Annotated in this window: 15 protein-coding genes and 1 pseudogene; 4 read left to right on the forward strand and 12 right to left on the reverse strand. The window is 35.6% G+C overall.

What is annotated here, in order from left to right; genetic code table 11:
* Positions 1-27 precede the first annotated feature (27 nt).
* The 3 genes from priA to gmk form a co-directional block, all read right to left on the reverse strand.
* Positions 28-2,406, reverse strand: coding sequence for a primosomal protein N' (gene priA / locus HMPREF9402_RS08455; RefSeq protein WP_039930913.1), 2,379 nt, complete (start codon positions 2,404-2,406; stop codon positions 28-30).
* Positions 2,407-2,766: 360 nt separating this feature from the next.
* On the reverse strand, positions 2,767-2,994 hold the full coding sequence (gene rpoZ / locus HMPREF9402_RS08460) for a DNA-directed RNA polymerase subunit omega (RefSeq protein ID WP_006784041.1): 228 nt from the start codon (positions 2,992-2,994) through the stop codon (positions 2,767-2,769).
* Between the two features lie 2 nt (positions 2,995-2,996).
* Complete coding sequence (gmk, locus tag HMPREF9402_RS08465; RefSeq protein WP_006784040.1) at positions 2,997-3,620, reverse strand: guanylate kinase; 624 nt, start codon at positions 3,618-3,620, stop codon at positions 2,997-2,999.
* 243 nt (positions 3,621-3,863) lie between these two features.
* On the opposite strand from gmk, the gene HMPREF9402_RS08470 reads away from it, so the two are divergent.
* A complete protein-coding gene (locus HMPREF9402_RS08470) occupies positions 3,864-5,567 on the forward strand; it encodes an Rqc2 family fibronectin-binding protein (RefSeq protein ID WP_006784039.1) in 1,704 nt (567 codons plus the stop codon).
* Positions 5,568-5,592: 25 nt separating this feature from the next.
* Here the strand turns inward: HMPREF9402_RS08470 and HMPREF9402_RS08475 are convergent, their stop codons facing one another.
* Both HMPREF9402_RS08475 and HMPREF9402_RS08480 read right to left on the reverse strand, forming a co-directional pair.
* Positions 5,593-6,870: a VanW family protein gene (locus HMPREF9402_RS08475; RefSeq protein ID WP_006784038.1), complete on the reverse strand. Its 1,278-nt coding sequence runs from the start codon at positions 6,868-6,870 to the stop codon at positions 5,593-5,595.
* Between the two features lie 29 nt (positions 6,871-6,899).
* Positions 6,900-9,038: a hypothetical protein gene (locus HMPREF9402_RS08480; protein ID WP_009607118.1), complete on the reverse strand. Its 2,139-nt coding sequence runs from the start codon at positions 9,036-9,038 to the stop codon at positions 6,900-6,902.
* A gap of 220 nt (positions 9,039-9,258) precedes the next feature.
* Here HMPREF9402_RS08480 and HMPREF9402_RS08485 point away from each other — a divergent pair, with 220 nt between their 5' ends.
* Complete coding sequence (locus tag HMPREF9402_RS08485; protein WP_006784036.1) at positions 9,259-10,179, forward strand: exonuclease domain-containing protein; 921 nt, start codon at positions 9,259-9,261, stop codon at positions 10,177-10,179.
* 28 nt (positions 10,180-10,207) lie between these two features.
* On the opposite strand, the gene HMPREF9402_RS08490 is transcribed toward HMPREF9402_RS08485, so the two are convergent.
* The 5 genes and pseudogenes from HMPREF9402_RS08490 to HMPREF9402_RS08510 all read right to left on the reverse strand — a co-directional run bounded on the left by HMPREF9402_RS08490 (position 10,208) and on the right by HMPREF9402_RS08510 (position 15,966).
* Positions 10,208-11,368 (reverse strand): SpoIIE family protein phosphatase, encoded by a 1,161-nt coding sequence (locus tag HMPREF9402_RS08490; RefSeq protein ID WP_009607131.1) that lies wholly within the window; start codon positions 11,366-11,368, stop codon positions 10,208-10,210.
* Positions 11,365-13,071 (reverse strand): [Fe-Fe] hydrogenase large subunit C-terminal domain-containing protein, encoded by a 1,707-nt coding sequence (locus HMPREF9402_RS08495; RefSeq protein ID WP_009607130.1) that lies wholly within the window; start codon positions 13,069-13,071, stop codon positions 11,365-11,367. The genes HMPREF9402_RS08490 and HMPREF9402_RS08495 overlap by 4 nt, the downstream gene beginning before the upstream one ends.
* A 4-nt stretch (positions 13,072-13,075) precedes the next feature.
* The gene (locus HMPREF9402_RS08500; RefSeq protein WP_006784033.1) at positions 13,076-13,330 is read right to left on the reverse strand and encodes a (2Fe-2S) ferredoxin domain-containing protein; all 255 of its coding nucleotides are present in this window, start codon (positions 13,328-13,330) and stop codon (positions 13,076-13,078) included.
* Positions 13,331-13,907: 577 nt separating this feature from the next.
* A pseudogene (tnpA, locus tag HMPREF9402_RS08505) lies at positions 13,908-14,363 on the reverse strand (IS200/IS605 family transposase).
* A 181-nt stretch (positions 14,364-14,544) separates the two neighbouring features.
* Positions 14,545-15,966 carry a M15 family metallopeptidase gene (locus HMPREF9402_RS08510; protein WP_009607117.1) on the reverse strand — a complete coding sequence of 474 codons (1,422 nt, stop codon included), beginning with the start codon at positions 15,964-15,966 and terminating at the stop codon, positions 14,545-14,547.
* A 606-nt stretch (positions 15,967-16,572) separates the two neighbouring features.
* On the opposite strand from HMPREF9402_RS08510, the gene HMPREF9402_RS08515 reads away from it, so the two are divergent.
* Positions 16,573-17,094, forward strand: coding sequence for a CotY/CotZ family spore coat protein (locus HMPREF9402_RS08515; RefSeq protein ID WP_006784031.1), 522 nt, complete (start codon positions 16,573-16,575; stop codon positions 17,092-17,094).
* Positions 17,095-17,224: 130 nt separating this feature from the next.
* Here the strand turns inward: HMPREF9402_RS08515 and HMPREF9402_RS08520 are convergent, their stop codons facing one another.
* Positions 17,225-17,866, reverse strand: coding sequence for a hypothetical protein (locus tag HMPREF9402_RS08520; RefSeq protein WP_009607119.1), 642 nt, complete (start codon positions 17,864-17,866; stop codon positions 17,225-17,227).
* On the reverse strand, positions 17,859-18,086 hold the full coding sequence (locus HMPREF9402_RS08525; protein WP_009607121.1) for a hypothetical protein: 228 nt from the start codon (positions 18,084-18,086) through the stop codon (positions 17,859-17,861). The genes HMPREF9402_RS08520 and HMPREF9402_RS08525 overlap by 8 nt, the downstream gene beginning before the upstream one ends.
* A 188-nt stretch (positions 18,087-18,274) precedes the next feature.
* Between HMPREF9402_RS08525 and HMPREF9402_RS08530 the strand changes: the two genes are divergently transcribed.
* Positions 18,275-19,543, forward strand: coding sequence for an FtsW/RodA/SpoVE family cell cycle protein (locus HMPREF9402_RS08530; protein ID WP_006784029.1), 1,269 nt, complete (start codon positions 18,275-18,277; stop codon positions 19,541-19,543).
* Positions 19,544-19,552 lie beyond the last annotated feature (9 nt).

A 19,552-nucleotide genomic window follows, 5' to 3' on the forward strand; every position in this document is an offset into this window, starting at 1 on the left:
TTACTACCTTCTTTCATCATTTTTTGATTAATTAAACTGATTTGGATAATAATCTAAGCTCAAACTCACGACATCTTCACTAAAATAGACTAATAATTGACCTAAAATTTGATGAAGCATCGGTTCTCTTTTATATTTAATCATAAAGTACATTCTAAAACGTTGATTTAATCTTCCCACATAGGGCATGGTTGGACCAATAATAGCACAACTCCCTCCTAAGTGAGTTCGCAAATATTGATTAACTTTATCACACGCTAAAATTAAGGCATTGTAATCTTCACTGCTTAACATGACACTTGCTAAATAAAAATACGGCGGATACCCGAATCGACGGCGCATCATCATCTCTTGTTCGTAAAAAGCATGATAATTTTGATTAACGACACATTGCATAACATAATGATCAGGACTGTACGTTTGAATTAAAACTTCTCCTTCTAATTCATGACGACCCGCTCGTCCTGCGACCTGAGTTAGTAATTGAAACGTTCGCTCCGCTGCTTTAAAATCTGATAAATGCAACATTAAATCCGCCGCTAATACACCAACGAGTGTCACATCAGGAAAATCCAACCCCTTACCAACCATTTGTGTTCCAATTAAAATATCCGCTTCTTTCTTTTCAAAGGCCGCAATAAGTTCTTGATGTGATCCTTTTTTCGACGTCGTATCCACATCCATTCGCATAATTCGCGCTCCTTCAAATTGGGCACTTAAATATTCCTCTACTTTTTGTGTTCCAAGCCCAAAAAATCGTAATTCTTCACTTTGACAAGCTGGGCAACGGTTTAAGACAGGTGTTTCATAGCCACAATAATGACATTTTAAACGATGGTTGGGTTTATGATAAGTCATTGATACATCACAATTTGGGCAATTAACCACTTCACCGCATTCACGACATTGCATAAAGTTTGAATACCCTCGTCGATTTAAAAGCAAGACAACTTGTTGATTTTTTTCAAGACGATCACGAATGGCTTCTTGTAAACGATCACTTAAAATAAAGGTCTCAGCTTCTGTTTTTTGTTCCCTCATATCAATGAGTTCAACCCGCGGTAAAGTTGCAGTTTTAACCGCTCGTTTTGACAAAGTCAATAACTGATAAACACCCTTTTGAGCTCTGGCAAATGACTCTAAAGAAGGCGTCGCACTCCCTAAAACGACAGGACACTGATGTATTTTTGCTCTTTGCTTGGCTACTTCAATCGCATGATAACGTGGTGATTCTTCCTGTTTATATGTGGCTTCATGTTCTTCATCAACAATAATAATCCCAATCTCTTGAAACGGCGCAAAAATAGCAGAACGGGCGCCAACCACAATTTGAACTTCTTGTTTTAAAATTTTACGCCATTCATCATACTTTTCGCCCATTGAAAGTGCACTATGCAAAACAGCCACTCGATTTTGAAAACGACTTTTAAAGCGTGATGCAATTTGCGGTGTTAGCGCAATTTCAGGCACTAACATAATCGCCTGCTGCCCCTTTTTAATCACATTTTCAATCATTTGAAGATACACTTCTGTTTTCCCACTTCCCGTAATTCCATGTAATAAAAAGACCTCAGAGGAATGCGAGGCACAAGCTTTTACAACAGTATCTACTGCCAATTGTTGCTCATCATTTAAGGTCAATGCCGTCGTCACTTCATGAGTTTGCGAAGCAAAAGGATCTCGATAATCCTCCACCTCAATCTCTTTTACCACTCCTTTATCTACTAACGACTTCACAATTGCACTTGAAACATGAAGCGATTCGATCAGTGATTGCTTTTGCACTGGCATTTTAGATTGCAATAAATACTCAATCACCATCTTTTGCTTAACCGCTCGATTAAACGCATTAGAATCGATATCGGATGCAGTGAGCATCAAATACTTCGTCACTTTTTTCCCAAGCTTATCCTTCACTTCGTAGACTAATTCGACTTCACGATGCTCAATAGCTTGTTTGATATCACGCCAGTACGTTTTAGGGATTGCCTCATAATCTAATATTTTTGATGTTTGAAATAATGCATCAAGACTTGGTGATAAATGCTCCGTTAAGCGAACCAACTTCTTTTTATATTTCGCCCGCATTGCATTGGGAATCATGGCTTCAAAACATTGAATCATCGTACTGCCAGTCTCCTTACTTAATGAAAGTCCAAGCGTTCTTAACTCTTCATTTAAAACCGGGACCACATCAATCAACTCTTTAATCGGTCTCACTTTTTCTAATTGTGTGCTCTCTTTTAATGAAATGACAAATCCCATAATCGTTCTGGGTCCAAAAGGGACTAACACACGCACACCTGGTTGAATGATTGTTTCTAACTCTAAGGGAACTTCATAATCAAATATTTTATTAACCGCTTTGTTTTTAATATCGACCACGACTTCTGCAATCAAATTCATAACCTCCCTTAGGCATTTTTAATATTATATTATACCACATCACCTTAACTTCAATATATAAACCAACATGTAATTCATTGTTTTGTAATCACACTTGGTATTTAAATTCAATTGATACTAACATTACCAATAAGGAGACCCTAATCTCTCGAAAGAGAGAACTATTTAACATGTGCGCCCAGTGATTGAGGACTGTGCTTTGCACTACTGGGGCCTGCCCCACCAATGGTGGAATTAAAACGTGTGGGGGCCCGCCCCACCAATGGTGGAATTAAAACGTGTGGGGGCCCGCCCCACCAATGGTGGAATTAAAACGTGTGGGGGCCCCACAAACAAAAAAACCTTAGCGAAAGCTAAGGTCTATTCTTCTTTTAACTCGAAATCAACAACATCATAAAGAATTTCTTCTAAAGCAACCCCAACTGGTTTTGCACATTTTGCTGTTGGTAACCCATCAACATAATCTAATTGTGATTGGTTTTCATCAACGATTTGGCGAGCACGTTTTGCTGCAATATAAGCAATTTTATACTTTGAATCGACTTTATCTAATAATTTATCAATTGATGGATAACGCATTCCTGACATAATTATTCAACCTCCACAATATTTTTATTATAATATTCTAAAACACGATTACTACGTGAGTGTTCAGCTTCAATAATCGCCATAATTCGATCGCGAGCATTTTCAACCGTGTCATTAATCACAATATAATCATACTCGTGAGCTAATCCAATTTCAGCTTCTGCTTTTTGCATACGTTTATTGATTACATCCATCGCTTCCGTACCACGCGTCATGATACGATTACGAAGTTCATCCATACTTGGAGGAGCAATAAAAATAAAGCATGCATCTGGTTTTACATTTTTAACTTGAAGGGCACCTTGTACTTCAATTTCAAGTACAACATCTTTTCCTTCATCTAATTTTTGGTTTACATAATCAAGTGGTGTCCCATAGTAGTTCCCTACGAACTCTGCCCACTCAAGTAATTGACCTTGATCAATTCTATCTAAAAACTCTTCTTTTTCTACGAAGAAATAATCCACACCATTCTGTTCTCCAACACGTGGCTTTCTTGTTGTCATTGAAATCGAGTATTCCAAGTTATGGTTTTCTTGTTCGAATATTGATGCGCGCACAGTTCCTTTTCCAACGCCACTAGGACCTGATATGACTATTAGTACGCCTTTTTCTACTAATCTCATGCATTCACTTCTCCTTAAACTTTCATTTCACTATCATAGCATGAATTGAAATAAAATAAAATAGCTCAATAATTTTTTTGTCATAAATTCCACGCAAATCTTTATAAATCATTTTAGACATCTTTTATAAAATTAAAACCACAATAAGTTTATTATTAGAAATTTCACTTGTTTTTATGTCTATGCTTTTAAAAAAATGATATACTTTTCATAAATCAATATGTTTAACGAGGTGATGTTTTAATGGCTTTTGACGGACTCATGACAAAGACGGTCGCTAATACGCTAAAAGAGCAATTAGTAGCTGGACGTATCAATAAAATTTATCAATTATCCAATCATGAAATTTTAATGCAAATTCGTGCCGGTGGAAAAAATCAAAAATTACTATTTTCAACGCACTCAACTTATGCACGACTTCAACTAACCAAATCAGATTATCAATATCCGGATGAACCACCAATGTTTTGTATGTTCTTACGTAAACATTTAGAGGGTGGGATTATTTATCACATCGAACAAGTTAATGACGATCGTATTATTAAATTTACGATTCGTCATATGAACGAACTTGGGGATCAAATGATTAAGTTCCTCTATATCGAAATTATGGGAAAACACAGCAATTTAATCTTAACGGATGCAAATCATCGTATTTTAGATACGATTAAGCATATCTCTCCATTGGTGAACCGCTATCGTTCTTTACAACCTGGGGCGACCTATATTTTACCACCCACACAAAATAAACGGGATCCATTTGAAGTCAATGCGAAACAATTTGAAGAGCTTATGAATCCCGATGAACGTTATGATAAACAGTTAGTCGCCCACTTTGCTGGCCTTTCTCCTCTTATTGCGCGCGAAATCATTTATCGATCTAACTCTGAGAAAGTGACTGATTTATTCAACGCCTTCCAAAATGTGATGCAAGAAATTAAATTAAAGCCAAGTCCTCACGTCATGATTGGTGAAAAAGAATCTTTCTATTTAATTCCCCTTTACCATCTTGAAGCACAACTCATACCTTGTGAAACACTTTTTGATATGTTTGATCGCTTCTATTTTGGAAAAGATGAACGGGATCGAATTAAACAACAATTCTTTGACATTGAACGATTTATTAAACAGGAATACGATAAAAATATAAAGAAATTAAATAAATTAAACGAGGAATTAATTCAGTCTGAAAAAGCAGATCAGTATAAAATTCAAGGTGAATTAATTTTAGCTAATCTTTATCAAATTGATCGTGGTTCAAGCACAATACGTGTTCAAAATTTCTATTCAGAACATCTAGAACCGATGGATATTCAATTAGAACCGATGCTATCGGCTTCCGATAATGCCCAAAAATATTTCCAAAAATATAACAAAGCTAAAAATGCTGTAAACTATATTTTAGAGCAAATCGAATTAACCGAAGTTGAAATTTCATACTTTGAAACACTGTTAATCCAAATCGAAACCGCCTCATTAAAAGATGCTTACGAAATTAAAGAAGAGCTTGAAAATGCCGGTTATTTACGCAAACGCCAAACAAAAAAACGAAAATCAAATGGAAAGCCAAGTATCGAAAAATACTTATCATCAGATGACGTTGAAATTTACGTTGGAAAAAACAATTTACAAAATGATTATCTGACACATAAACTGGCTCGTCGCCATGAGTGGTGGTTCCATGCGAAAGATATGCCTGGATCTCACGTTTTAGTTCGTAGTGATGCAGATGAACTTTCTGAAACAACCATTCGAACAGCGGCGCAACTCGCCGCTTACTTCTCAAAAGGACGTCTCTCATCAAGCGTTCCAATTGACTACACACGCGTTCGTCATGTTAAAAAAATTCCAGCTGCACATTTAGGATTAGTCACCTATGAAAATCAAAAAACAATCTACATCGATCCAGATGAAGCCTTCATTATGAATTTAAAAAAATTAAAATAAGAAAAGGAGCCGTTGGCTCCTTTTCTTATTGATGTGGTTTATATTTACTTGTATGTAGAAATTGTTCAAAAACAACTTCTCCATCTGCATTGTACCCATAAAGCGTTGTATCGGCACGAAGTCCCCCTTCCGATACAATCGTTTTTGGTTTATATGTGATCCCCTTTAACGCTTCTGAATTAGACCAAAACTCAACAGTTAACGTCCCATATTCAGCCATGACATTAATATAAATTGGATAATCTAACGTATTAATAAATTTTAAATCAATCGCATTATCTGCCATTGTTGCATCCTGCCCAAGTGGCACATAATTAACTGATAAGCTATGATTTCGGCGTTCAGTCGCAATAATCCCTGCCTCTAATTGTGTATTGTATAGCGTTGAAGACACTTGGCAAATCCCTCCCCCAATTCCAGGGACAGCCTTTCCATTTAAAAAGATGGTTGCGTCAACATATCCATGAGCTGCATCAACCGGTGACACTTTCTCTGCATATGAAAACTCATCATTTGGCATCAATAACGTTTTATTCACTTTACTAGCTGCTAATTCAACATTCTTTGCTCTTGGAATTCCTGCCGGGTAAGTTGATGAGTACGTTGAAATTTTCGTATCAATCGTTTTTAATAACTCTATATCCGTTTCCCTTGGATTAATCAATGGCGTGACTTCAATATAAATGGGTTCTTTTGAAATCGTCTTCAGTTGTTCTGTTAATTGCTCTAATAGCTGTTCTCCTGAAATCAGCTGTCCATCACTTCCTTCTTCAATTTGAAAAGAACCATAGTACACCATTTCAAAAATGGGTTCTACCTTTTCAACATAACAAGCTTCTTCGATAGACTTTACCCAATTTTCTAGCGCGTCTTGATCATAGTTATATCCAATTTCAAACTCATATAGCATCGGTTCTTGAATTTGACTTGCCTGTTCCATAATCTCTAAATCTTTCCCAATTTCGATGATTTTTTTCGAAAATGATTCAATATCTTGATTAAAAGTCACATTAAAATCTTCCAAAGAACGTTCAAATGTTTGATCCCCCACCACGACAGTCATTTTTCTTTGTCCAAAATTTCCAAGTTCTTTTTCAATAACCTCCACAATTTTTTCTTGTGTCAATTCTGAAACATCAATATCGTTAATAAAAATATTTGGAAAAGCTACGGATTCATACGCCATTACGAGTTCCTCAGCTTTAGAATACTCATAGTAGCGATACCCAACATACGCTAAAATCAAAGCCGTATTAATGACTGCAACCAATACCCCAATAAGCCATTTCTTTTTTGAATTCATTTCATCCATCCTCCTAATTCCTTACTACCCTAACATTCTTGCCCTGACGATGAAACAGGACATCTTACTAATACAGTATACGCATTTTCACACACCTTCAAACTCAATAATTGCTTAGTTGAAACCATCATGTTCCCCCTTAAGATAGTATTTATTTTAAAAACGGAATCCATCTGAGTTTTTGGTAACACCTTCTGTTCATCCCATTTAAAAAAATCAACCTTTTGAAGTGAAACGCTTAATCGAATTAAATTCACTTGTTCTTGTAAATTTTTTCGTCTCTCACTCACACGTTTCAACTCATCCATTAAAATAACCTCTAAAGAAGTCTCTTCAGTCGAAGCTCGATTCATCAGATACTCATAAGCCAGACGTTTCTCTGCTTCTTTTTTAAACTCCATCGCTTTCCATTCCACGACGCGAGCTAAATAATACTCTGTCTCAAGCCGAGGACTCTCCTTCTTTCCCCTCGGAACATAAAGACCTGAATCCGTTATATGATATCGCCTTTTAATTAAGCACCTAGCATCTTCTTGGAGTCGTTGCGTTGTGAAGAGTTGACGTTTTCTTCTTAATAACATTTCTTTTAATAAGCCTTGCCAACATTTTAAACGCTCCACCTCATAAATCATCTGACTCACTTCTAAGGGTGTGTATCTTTCATAAATCAGATGGTGTGTAATGGGAAGTTTTTTTAAATTAATCACACAAATTTCTTGATTAAACGTATACAGCACTTTTTTGATCAACTTTAGCTCTTTACAACGCTTCTTTAATGCTGGCGATAAGACACAATAAATCTCTTCAACTCTTAAAATTCCATCTAGTAAAATCGTATAGGTTTTAAATTGATACGCCTCCACTTTCAAACCAGTCGTTAACTCTTCAACAAATCCCTCTACTTTTACTTTCAAGCTAACATTTAATTTCGTATTTGAAAAAATCCAATCAACCACTTCAAAAAAATCAACAGAACTTGGTAAAAAGGCCAAGTCTTCCTCCTCTGCTTGAATCTTTGGGGTTACATTCTCATAGGGTTGATGTCGATTCCAAAGCAAAGAGGACGCTTCATCTGTCATCACACACTCCAATAGGTTCAAAACTGAAAGTGAACTTTCCTTTTTTAAGGATTGATAATTGGCAAGGCATCTCATACTCTCTAACACTTCAGAATCAGTACATCCTTCTTTTATACTTTTTGAGAGGATCTCACCTTGATGAATCGCTAATAATTCACTAGCTTGTGAAATGGATTTAGAACGTAATAAATAAATCGCAAATTGATTATAAAATTCCTTCACCACGTCTTGTAATGAAGATGCCTCTCGTCCTAAAATTGAATCACTTATCTGCAAGGGCTGTTTAAATGCCACAATCACTTCATCATCCATGACCTCAAGGGCTAATGGTTCAGTTGTGTAAATCCGCTCTCCTTTTCGACATAAAAAAATTTCCCCTGATTCAAGCAAAATGGTCAGCCGTTGATTTTTCATTATTCTTTTCAAATAAAACATAGAATCACTTTTTTTTAAGCAGTAATGAATCTGTCCCATTTGATTCAACTCTTCTAACCATTTCTTAAAATTCAATGGAATCCATTCATTGAAGCTTAAAATATCGAGTCTAACAGAATGCTGATTTAACAAAGTCGCCACTTTTAGAAAACGTGATGACTTTAAATCCATCTCATATTCCATTAACTGAAATGTTTGACTTGAAAAAACAATAAATTGAGTCGCGATTGAAAAATCAAGTTGTCCCATCACACTCTCTAACACATTGATTAAACTAGCATACCGATAATGACTCAAGACATGATGAATAGCGTCCTCAATATCCGCAGACTGTTGCCTCAATTCTTCGGCCTGAACCTCTTTTAATAACCATTTCATCTCCTTTTTCCCTTCGAAAACAATGAGTGAAAGGCGATGTTTGGGATGGGTAGTGATAAACTTTAATCCCCATTTTAAAGCTTTTTTGATGTCATGAAAGTGCTGTTTAGATGACTTTGAACCATCAATAATCAACACATAATGTGTCTGAGATTGTTGAGATTGAGCTCGCTTCTTAATTTTATAAAAATAGCCTTGCTTAAGGTTTGATTTTGCTAAAATTAGCTCTTGATTTCCAAGTGATTGAATCTCTCCCACTTGTTTAAACTCCTTCATTAAAACGCCTCCATCATGTACTTGATTGATACATTTATATGAAGAAGATAGTAAGTTTATTCTAGCAAATCCGACGAAATGAAAGATGTCATTTTTTGGTAAACAAAACCATTTTTAATGTCTTTTTAAAAAATGTTCACTTATTTTGTTTAAAATAGCCTCTATCCGCATTTATCTCTTCACGTTATAATAAAAGAAATACTGCTTAAGGAGATTGAGAATGAATTTTATTGCAATAGATTTTGAGACAGCAAATGAAAAACGTGACAGCGCGTGTTCGATTGGATTAACCGTTGTTAAAAATAATCAAATTATTGAACAAAAATACTACCTAATCAAACCAAACGAACTTCGCTTTGCTCCGATTAATATTTCGATTCATGGCATTCGCGCCTCTGATGTCAAAAATGCTAAAACTTTCGACCAACTTTGGCCAGAGCTACTTCCCTATTTCACTAATAACATCATCATGGCACATAATGCAGCCTTTGATTTAAGTGTATTACGTCATACATTAGATGCTTACCACATCCCTTACCCAAATTGTCGTTATGGTTGTACGATGATTTTATCAAGAAATTTCTTTCCTCATTTAGAAAATGCCAAATTAAACACGGTTAATCATCATTTAGGACTCGAATTTAATCATCACCATGCGAGTGCTGATGCTCATGCCTGTGCCAATATCGTATTGAAAATGCAAGAAGAGTTACAATGTGCTGATTTAGAAGAACTTTGTCAAATGGCAGGGCTAAAACTGGGTACACTTCACGATGCTGGCTATATCCCTGCTAAAAAATTAAAAAAGACGGTGACTTCAAAACGCAATTTTACTCCTTCCCCTCTCCCTTTTATCTCATCAAAATCTGATGTATTCAAACATAAAACCGTTGTATTTACGGGAACCTTAAAATCAATGTCACGCCTTAGTGCCATTCAACTGATTTCTCAACTCGGTGGAACAGTTGGATCATCGGTAACACGTAAAACAGATTTCTTAATTGTGTCTCATCCTGCCGTGTATGAGCTTCAACCTCATGAAATGAGCACCAAATTAAAAAAGGCGATTGAACTTATTTACAAAGGTCAAGCCATTCAAATTTTAAATGAATCTGAATTTTTAGAACAACTGACTAAATAAAAGAGGAATCCTTGCTGGATTCCTCTTTTTAGTAATAAACCATTTCGACTACTTTTCCAAGTTGCGTTAAAATATCTTCTAACTCTTCTAAGACGCGTAACTTAATGCTTAACTCTTTTGGAAAATCAGGATTTTGATGTGCGGCATTAATCGCTCGCCCAATTAATAATCGGATATGCGTACAGTCTTCAAATAGCATTTTTGCGAGTAGTGCTGCGCCATGTTTTTCGGATAATAACTCAAAATTGGAAGAGAGTTTAATTTCTTTTAAAATTTCAACAGCTCCTTTAATCGTTAAAACTCCTTCTGTGACTAAATCAATTCCTTTAATGTGAGCAATCGGTGGGATGTGGGAGTCAATATAATGAAAACTTGTCTCTACCTCTTCGCCAATCGCACGAGCGACAATATGAGCGGCTGTTCCTCCACACACAATTTTTTTACCCACACTCTCCATTAAGGCTTTGACGACTTCTTGGTCTTGTTCTTTGTTTTGTGGAGGTCCTGCGAATAATGTCGCCCATTTCGGTTTAATCACCTTTAAACTGACAACCGTTGTATCATCCCCGGGATTGCCACCATATAAATCATCACACGCTTCAATTAATAGATTAGTAATTTCACGAGCTGACAGCTTCTCATTGACAACTGATTCCAAAAAATAAGAAACCTCATGCCAGCCCCAGCCTAAATTTAAAATCGTTCCAACTCCAGCATGAACCACTCCATCACTAATTAAAACTAATGTATCGTTTTCTTGAAGTTTAAAAGTACTTTCTTTAATTTTCCGCTGGTTAATGACACGCTCCTCAGCCTTAACTTTTAAAATTTCACCATCTCGCCAAAAAAACAAACTCGGATTATCAATTTCTACCACATAGACTTGATCATCTTGATTAATCTTAACAATGGTTAAGGTTGAATACGCTAGCTTCCGAACCTGACAAACCGGCAACGTATGAACCATTGTATCCACCACTTCATCAATTGATAAGCCAGCTTTTAACATCGTAATAGCAATTTTTGAACTTAAAGTGGCTAAAATATTCGCCTTAACCCCGCTACCAAGCCCATCTGATAATACCGCAATCACACTATCATGAGTTCGAAAAAATTCAACTTTATCACCGCACAATTCCTCGCCCACTTTATTTAAACTTCCCCAGGAGAAATCAATAAAAAAACTCATAATAATCCTCCCTCATCTTCTTGAATCAATCGTTTTAAACGAGTTAACGTCACTTTCGTTTCTGCTGTCGTCTCCCCTAATAAACTGGCAATTTCTTGTGCAACAATCATCTGCTTATTAATAACTTGTTGGGCCATATCAATGGCGTTAATTTTTAAATGCTGCATTTTTAACTCGTGTGCCATCTCACTCGTCATATCATGTAAGATACATAACATCACTTCTTGCTGCTCAATCCAAATAATACTTTGAATCACGATCGTTTTGTTTTCATTTAAGCTTAAACGATGCCCTAATAGATCGCTTTTTGACTCAATAACACTTGAAAAAGGGGCTTCATCTAAAAAGATTGAAACTGGCAAATCAATCGCCTGATCTTTCTTCACTTCAAAAAAACGTTCTGCTGCTGGATTAAAATCAATAATCGTTAAGCTCTTATCCACTACTAAAATAATACTCGGTGTCACATCAAAAATAACATGCGAATAAGTTTCAGCCTTATGCTTCATATATGGCAAGCACATCGTCGGTTCCGCCATATGATTATAAACCGCAATTGCTTTTTGTCGGCACGTTGGATACCCGCAACTTCCACAATTCAACTCATCCATTGCAGAATACTTGCCTATATTATTTAAAATTAACTCAATTTCTTTTTCACTTGGTTGAATAATCGGAGAATATTGATTTTTAAACACTCGATTGAGATTAATAAGAGGCAAACGTCCGCCTTCACTCATCTCATGTAGAGGCTGAGTTTGCCTCGCATAATCTTTAATTCGCATTTTACGATTAAAGATATTTTCACATTCTTCTCCAATAGCAGGTCCCCCAAGACAACTATGGTGACAAGCACTCATTTCAAAGAAAATATTTTTAAACTCTCCTCGTTCAATTCCTTCAATCACTTCAATACAATCACGAATTCCATCAACGGATACAATTTCAATTTTTTTATCTTTTTCATTGAAGCACTTACTCATGCCACCCACCATAGGATACGTTCGTTGACTCACCAACCCATCATCTAATGGGACTTCTTCAAGTTCATTTAATTTAATTCCCGCTTCATTAAACCATTGCTTTAATTCTTGTATCGTTAGTACTGCAGAAATACTTTCTTCCTCCTCACCTTCGATTTTCTTGGCTAAACACGGCCCCACAAAAACCACCTTGACATCTTGCCCATACTTCAATTTTAACATTCTAGCATGTGCCATTAACGGGGTAATGACTGGAATCAAATGCGGGATTACTTTAGGATAATGTTTTTCAATTAATAAATTAACAGAGGCACAGCAACTCGTAATATAACACTTATCTAAATGAAAATGCTGATACGTTTCATAGACTTGAGTTACGACTTCTGCTCCAACTACCGTTTCCTCTACATGCGAGACACCTAATTTCTTTAGCGCTGCAACTAATTTATGTCCCTGATTTTTAAAAACACCAAAAGCGGTTGGAGCTAATGAGACAACAACTGATTGGCCCGATTTTATAAATTGCTTAACTTTTTCTAATTCAGTTTCAATCTTCTTCACATTTTTAGGACAAGCCTTTAAACATAATCCACATGCAATACATCGTTCTTCCATAATAATCGCTTGCTCATTTTTAATCTTAATCGATTGGACCGGACAGGCTCGAACACAGGCGTAACAATTTTTACAATTTGCTTCTGAAAAACTAATAACCCCCATCCTCTCACTCCTTTCCTAATTGTGGTTTAATCACTGCTTCAAATAGTTTCTCTGCATCATCAGGAGAAACCGCCAATACTTCTTCATTCGGTCCCATAACAGAGACCGCCTCCGTGCAATGACCTAAACAAAAAGCAGCTCTTAATTCCAACACTTCTTGTAGCTGATGCTTTTCAATCAGCGATTGAAAAATCTGAATCACTTCATACGATCCTTTCAAATGGCATGAACTTCCCACACAAATTTTAATCGTTTTCACCCTCAATACTCCTCTCCAAAATAAATTCCTGTTTAACTTTATTCCTAACGACTCTTTCATAGTCTATCAATATTTTAATAATCAGACTTAACATTTAAGCTCTTTGGATACTAAGACAAACTATAGGGGAACCAACCCTCTCACCAAGAGTCATCCTATACCGTTTAAAAAACCAGTTAAACGTTTTTCAATTGTGAAAAACTTATCTAGACTTATATATTAACCCTCAAATACAACGAAAAAAAGATAGAATCTTGAAACGATCCTATCTCTTTTTTTTGCGCTTTTCTCTTAGAAAAGCATATTTCCCGACAACTTCTGCAACCCCTTTCAATCGACAAACTATTTCCCGACATTATTTTCATTCGCCAACAAACGACCTCTATTTCCCGACATAATTTTCAGTGCAAACTATTTCCCGATTTTGAAATAAAAACCACCCGTCAAACGGGTGGTTTTCACTAGGGCTATAAGCCCTTGTTACCGGCTAGCATCTCAAGGCGCTAGCTTTCACTTTGTTCAAGCTACTTGCCTTTGCCACTTTTGCTTACTCCTGAAGGAGCTTTCGTATGACTAGCTACCCTTTAAAAGGGTCTTCATATTCTTTTACACTTAATTTATCCATTGCTATATCATGACTTTCTTGTTCCTGTATATATTTCTTGATTGTTGCTTCATTTAATCCAACTGTACTTACATAGTAGCCTTCTGCCCAAAAGTGTCTATTTCCAAATTTATATTTTAAATTTGCATGTTTATCAAAAATCATTCATGCACTTTTCCCCTTCAAATATCCCATGAAACTTGAGACGCTCATTTTGGGTGGGATACTTACTAACATATGGACATGATCTGGCATCAGATGTCCTTCTATGATTTCTACTCCCTTATACGCACATAATTGTTTTAATATATCTCTTATACTGGTTTTATATTGATTATAAATTATTTTTCGTCTATACTTAGGAGTAAACACAATGTGATATTTACACATCCACTTTGTGTGAGATAAACTATTTGCCTTATTGGCCATAAAAATCACCTTTCTCTTCTAAAATAGTAGCCTGAACAACTCTATTATAGGAAGAAAGGTGATTTTTTATTGGTATAACCACTATTTCCCACCCGCATAGCAGGTGGTTTTATGTTTCGCACGCTTCGCGAGCTCAACAGGCTAAAGCCTTTAATAAAAAAAGCATGAGATAAACTCATGCTCATTGATCGAGTAAGCCATAGGTTAAAATATAATCTTCTAATACCCAATCATTTTCATAAATTTCAGAAGCCACTTCTACGCCAACATAACGCAGATGCCAAGGTTGATAAGTATATCCCACTTCTGCTTCACGATTCTCTGGATATCTAATAATAAATCCAAATTCATGAGCATGTTCTAACACCCATTTTCCTTCTTCAGTTTTAGCAAAATCAACCGATAAACTTTGATTGACACTATCACTCGTAACATCAATTGCTAATCCTAATTGATGTTCACTATGTCCAGGTCTCATACTAATTTTTTCTGCATATTCCATTCCCATTTCATACAGATCTTGTTCATAATTTTTTTTCTGTGTTTCATAGGAAATGTAACCTGACCGTAATAAAAGCTCAATCCCTTCCTCTTTTGCCGCTTCAAAGAGTTTTTCAGTGGCATCTGCTGCATCACGGCGTAAATAGTTCGTACCAGTCAATGCAAAGGTCGAAAGTGTAACATCTAATGGAACAAAATCAGTCGGCACATACGTTGCCTCTAATTGATAGTTTTTATTAACAAGTGCTAGCAGTTGATTTGGATTTGGAGTTGAAACAATCGCTTCATAAAAATTTGATTTAACATTTGGATATTTAGCATATTGAAGGGCATACGTAATCGAATGTCCACTATTTAAGACTTCATCATAAATTTCAAAATTAGCCGAACTAAAACTACTAGCAGTCATGAGTTCTAGTGTTTGAGATGGATTTAAATCGGTATCAATTAACGCTTTTAAATCAGTTAATTCACAGCTCGTATATAAGACCTCAATCTCCTCTGCTTGATATCCTTTTTGTTTTAGGGCTGGGAATATGGTATTTTGATATTCATCCACCTGAACTATTGTTTCATTTATTCCAATTTGAGGATACCTTTTTTCATAGCTTACATACTCTAATAACGTATATAAATCATTTCCTGTTTCTTTGGCAAAGCTTAAAATACTATTTAAGGTTGTGATATCACCTGTTTTAATATATTGACTAAAGTTTGGTGACTGAAACCACATGTCAATCGTTGTTTCATCATAACCATTCTGAAGTAAAGTTGGAACAAAAACATGTTCAAAAAAAGAAGCCACGTACACAACTTCAGTTGCTTCTAACTCGGGATATTTTTCTTTTAAATCAACATATTCATCGTAGCAGTCATAATTAAAGTTTTTCACAAAAAGATAATCGAGTAGTTCTTCACTGCTTCTTTTATCTCTTATAATCTTATCAATCATCTCTGAATTTTCATTACGCAATTGAGTAATCACTTCTTTTGAGTACCCCAATCGTTCTAATTGCATCTCATCACTCATCATATGAGAATAAAATGTAAAGCCTATACCTAATAATGAAATTAATGCAATCACGACACATAATTTTTGCATATTTTAACGCACCCCTTTTTATATTCCATCCTATTATGTCCAGAGATAACCAAAATAAACCTAATATTTAACAATTTCCAAATTTAATTCAAATTAGTTCTTTGTCTTATGGTTATAATTGGGGATTTGTCTAGAAACAAAGCCTAGTTTAAGCATAAATTAATAATGTACCTAGGAGGTAAAAGAATAGTTTCATCCATTCAACTGCCTCCCATGTTCAGAAACGAGCATGGAGTGAGATTTTAAGAAATCTCCAACATCCTTTGAATTGCTGGGACCTCCTAAAGCTCATTTAACCACAACATAAGTTTGAAATAGACTAAGTGTGAAGGTTGCGAAAGCAGAAAAAATAAATGAGATGGCATAAGGTTAAATCCTACGTGCTCATACAATGGAAAATCAGCAGCGAAGCTCCGAATAGGAGAACGTTCAACGACTATCCCTATAAGGGAGTACACTACAAGCGATGGGTAGTGGAAGCGGAGGACATCCTCAAACTAGGATGATGATATAGTCTACACTCATATGAAAGTATGAGAGACCTATCCTTAGGTCACATAGAAGTAGCGCCTCTATGTTAATATATTCTTAAATTAAGGTGAGCTTATGAGTTCTGAAACTACTCGAACAATTAAATATAGTCCTGTTGCTGATACGCTTAGATTCATCAATCGTCTACAACAGGCTGCTACTCCAACAGATAGTAGCATCTTACGATATAACAATCTTATTTTAGGTGAAGCGTCTAAAGCTAATACAAGACCCTTTATTTTATATCTACCAAATGGAGAACCATTTAAATTAGCCACTCTTCCCGACTCTGGTCTTCAATCCGCTTCACTGTTTAGAGTCGAAGATGTCAATGAAAATAGTGCAACGATTAGAGCGTTGGCTTATAATTCAAATGCTAACTCAAATCATAGTAATGATGCTCGAGATATGAGTGATTCAGATGGTTTTAGACACATTAACACAATAAACGACGACCTCAATGTTTTTGAAAGACAAGGGCTAACTTCGATAAGTTTGATTCCTACCAAAACATTGTGTACCGTTGACTTAAACTCTTTCATAGCAATTCAATGCTTAGAAGATGTCTATGTACCACTAGATGATAACAATCTTTAATGATGGCGTATGGATGGTGTTGTTTAATCACAGCACCTTTTCTTTTATGCTAAAAAGGGAAAACCTCTCTTACAAACAGATTAGATGGGATGTTCTCATCTTACCCGCTTATAAAAGAGGTCCTAACTCGTTACATATGTAAGATTCTAATTCCTTCAATAGATGAAATTGGAATTTCCTCCACTTTATTCATCAAATTATCGATGCTAACCGTTGTTTCATTTGCTAAATTCAAAATTCCAGACTTAAGTGTTCCATCTTTTTTGACGATTTGTACAATTGGGGCTTTCATCGAAGTGGGACGATTGGTTAAATCACGGATGAACAATAATAATTCCCGTTGCTTTTCATCCATTGGTTCGACTGTTTTTTCTACCTCATCATCAGAGTTGTCGACATCTACCTCCTGTTTCTCCTCTAACCCTTCTCCATTTATTACTTCTTTACTTAACGTCTCAGTCGCTTTTGCATCAACTTCTACTTCTTCACCTAACGTATTAGTCGCTTTTGCATCAACTTCTATTTCTTCACTTACCATATTAGTTACTGGCACTTTAACCTCTACCGCTTCAGTATGTGTGTTAGTCTCAGAGGAATCCACTTCTATCTCTTCAATCGTAATATTGTTTTCATCATCAAATCCCTCTGTTTCTTCAACTTTAACATTATTCATTAAACCAACTGTTTCCTCTTGCTCTTGAAGATGATCATCCGTTTCATCGACTAAAATATCGACGCGTTCATACTCATCATCTTCTACTTCATCACTCACTTGTAATTTTTCGACCTTTTTTAGCACTTTCATCGTGAGAAACTGTAAACTGATCAAAATCAAAAAAATCTGTACTTGCATAATTATGAACATAATCAGGATTTGATACATTATTTGGTTTTTCTGTAGGGGTTTTAAAATAACTTTGCTCACTGACAAAACATCCTAGATAACCAGTATCCACAAATAATAACGGTTCTTTTTCGACTTTTTTAGGCATTTTAATCCTCCTCTTTCGTTCGTCATAATATAACTTATGCACATTTTAGGTTTAGGTGAATCGCTCTCCTATTCGACTTCATGAGAAATGATAAGTTTTAAATAATCCAAACATTTTACTACATTTACTTATCAATCTTGTTATTATCTGATAGAATGAACATATAGCTTTTAAAGTCAGGTGATTAAATGAAAGATATTTTAAATAAATTTAAGATTTTATTTTATAATCCAATTATTGTCTATTTACTTCTTATTATCGGAATTAGTCTGGTTGCCATTACTTCCTCTGCACCGTTGACTGAAATCCAGTACGGAGCATCAGATTATGCCATGAGGCAAGGATTGTTTTATGGCATTGGATTTATCCTAACCTTTATCATCATCATCATTGGAACGGATCGAATTCGAGCTTTAAGATGGTGGTTATATGGATTTGTAATGATTTTACTATTCGGACTTTTTATTCACGAAAAAGGCATTATGAATGTTCCGTTTGCTAAAAATATTAATGGGGCAACCTGCTGGTACATCTTACCTGGTATCGGAACTTTACAGCCATCAGAATTTATGAAAATTGCGCTCGCACTCGTTGTAGCCGATATCATTCAAAAACACAACGAGTTTTATCCCCATTTAAAGCGTACCGTCAAAACAGATTTTTTACTTCTTCTAAAAATTGGAGCAGCTATTGTGCCACCAGCTTTTTTAATTTTTGAACAGCCGGATTCTGGTGTTACGATGATTATTTTATTCTTCGTCGCACTCATGATTTTTTCTTCAGGAATTAAGTGGCGATATATCTTTATCGTTGGTTCAATCGCTATGGTCGGTATTACAATCTTTATTCTAGCAGTCGGAGTTTTCCCAGACTTTTTAACAAATGTTCTTGGAATTCAAGCTTATAAATTAAGTCGTTTCTTTGGATGGTTTGATCCATTTGGAACGATTCAAGGAGCAGGAAACCAATTAGCAAAAGGATTACTTGCCATTGGATCGGGTCATCTAATTGGAAACGGATTCCAAAGCTTAACCACTTACTTCCCTGAAGCCCACACTGATTTCATTTTTGCCGTTATCGGAATGGACTTTGGATTAATTGGAACTTTAATTACGGTGATTTTATGTGGTTTATTTGATTTTGAAATTCTCAATACGGCAACACTGAATCGTGGTCATTACAATAGTTACTTATGCGTTGGAATTTTTGGAATGTTATTCTTCCAACAAATTCAAAATATTGGGATGACGATTGGGATGCTTCCCATTACAGGGGTAACGCTTCCGTTTATCAGTTATGGGGGAAGTTCATTACTCTCTTATATGATTTTATTTGGTCTCATTTTAAGTAGTCATATTGAAGGAATGAAATTAAAGCACTCTGAAGTAGATTACCACGAACGGACACTTTACTTAAAAACAAAAGCTTATATTAAAGATAATGCAAAAGTCGATTAGAAAAGGACA

Origin of the sequence: Turicibacter sp. HGF1 (assembly GCF_000191865.1) — a bacterium.
In the GTDB taxonomy this organism is placed as follows: Bacteria; Bacillota_I; Bacilli_A; order MOL361; family Turicibacteraceae; genus Turicibacter; species Turicibacter sanguinis.

Excerpts from the sequence above, each read along its gene's own strand:
- priA (WP_039930913.1), bottom strand. The coding sequence starts at position 2,406 with ATGAATTTGATTGCAGAAGTCGTGGTCGATATTAAAAACAAAGCGGTT.
- rpoZ (WP_006784041.1), bottom strand. The coding sequence starts at position 2,994 with ATGTCAGGAATGCGTTATCCATCAATTGATAAATTATTAGATAAAGTC.
- gmk (WP_006784040.1), bottom strand. The coding sequence starts at position 3,620 with ATGAGATTAGTAGAAAAAGGCGTACTAATAGTCATATCAGGTCCTAGT.
- HMPREF9402_RS08470 (WP_006784039.1), top strand. The coding sequence starts at position 3,864 with ATGGCTTTTGACGGACTCATGACAAAGACGGTCGCTAATACGCTAAAA.
- HMPREF9402_RS08475 (WP_006784038.1), bottom strand. The coding sequence starts at position 6,870 with ATGAATTCAAAAAAGAAATGGCTTATTGGGGTATTGGTTGCAGTCATT.
- HMPREF9402_RS08480 (WP_009607118.1), bottom strand. The coding sequence starts at position 9,038 with ATGAAGGAGTTTAAACAAGTGGGAGAGATTCAATCACTTGGAAATCAA.
- HMPREF9402_RS08485 (WP_006784036.1), top strand. The coding sequence starts at position 9,259 with ATGAATTTTATTGCAATAGATTTTGAGACAGCAAATGAAAAACGTGAC.
- HMPREF9402_RS08490 (WP_009607131.1), bottom strand. The coding sequence starts at position 11,368 with ATGAGTTTTTTTATTGATTTCTCCTGGGGAAGTTTAAATAAAGTGGGC.
- HMPREF9402_RS08495 (WP_009607130.1), bottom strand. The coding sequence starts at position 13,071 with ATGGGGGTTATTAGTTTTTCAGAAGCAAATTGTAAAAATTGTTACGCC.
- HMPREF9402_RS08510 (WP_009607117.1), bottom strand. The coding sequence starts at position 15,966 with ATGCAAAAATTATGTGTCGTGATTGCATTAATTTCATTATTAGGTATA.
- HMPREF9402_RS08515 (WP_006784031.1), top strand. The coding sequence starts at position 16,573 with ATGAGTTCTGAAACTACTCGAACAATTAAATATAGTCCTGTTGCTGAT.
- HMPREF9402_RS08525 (WP_009607121.1), bottom strand. The coding sequence starts at position 18,086 with ATGCCTAAAAAAGTCGAAAAAGAACCGTTATTATTTGTGGATACTGGT.
- HMPREF9402_RS08530 (WP_006784029.1), top strand. The coding sequence starts at position 18,275 with ATGAAAGATATTTTAAATAAATTTAAGATTTTATTTTATAATCCAATT.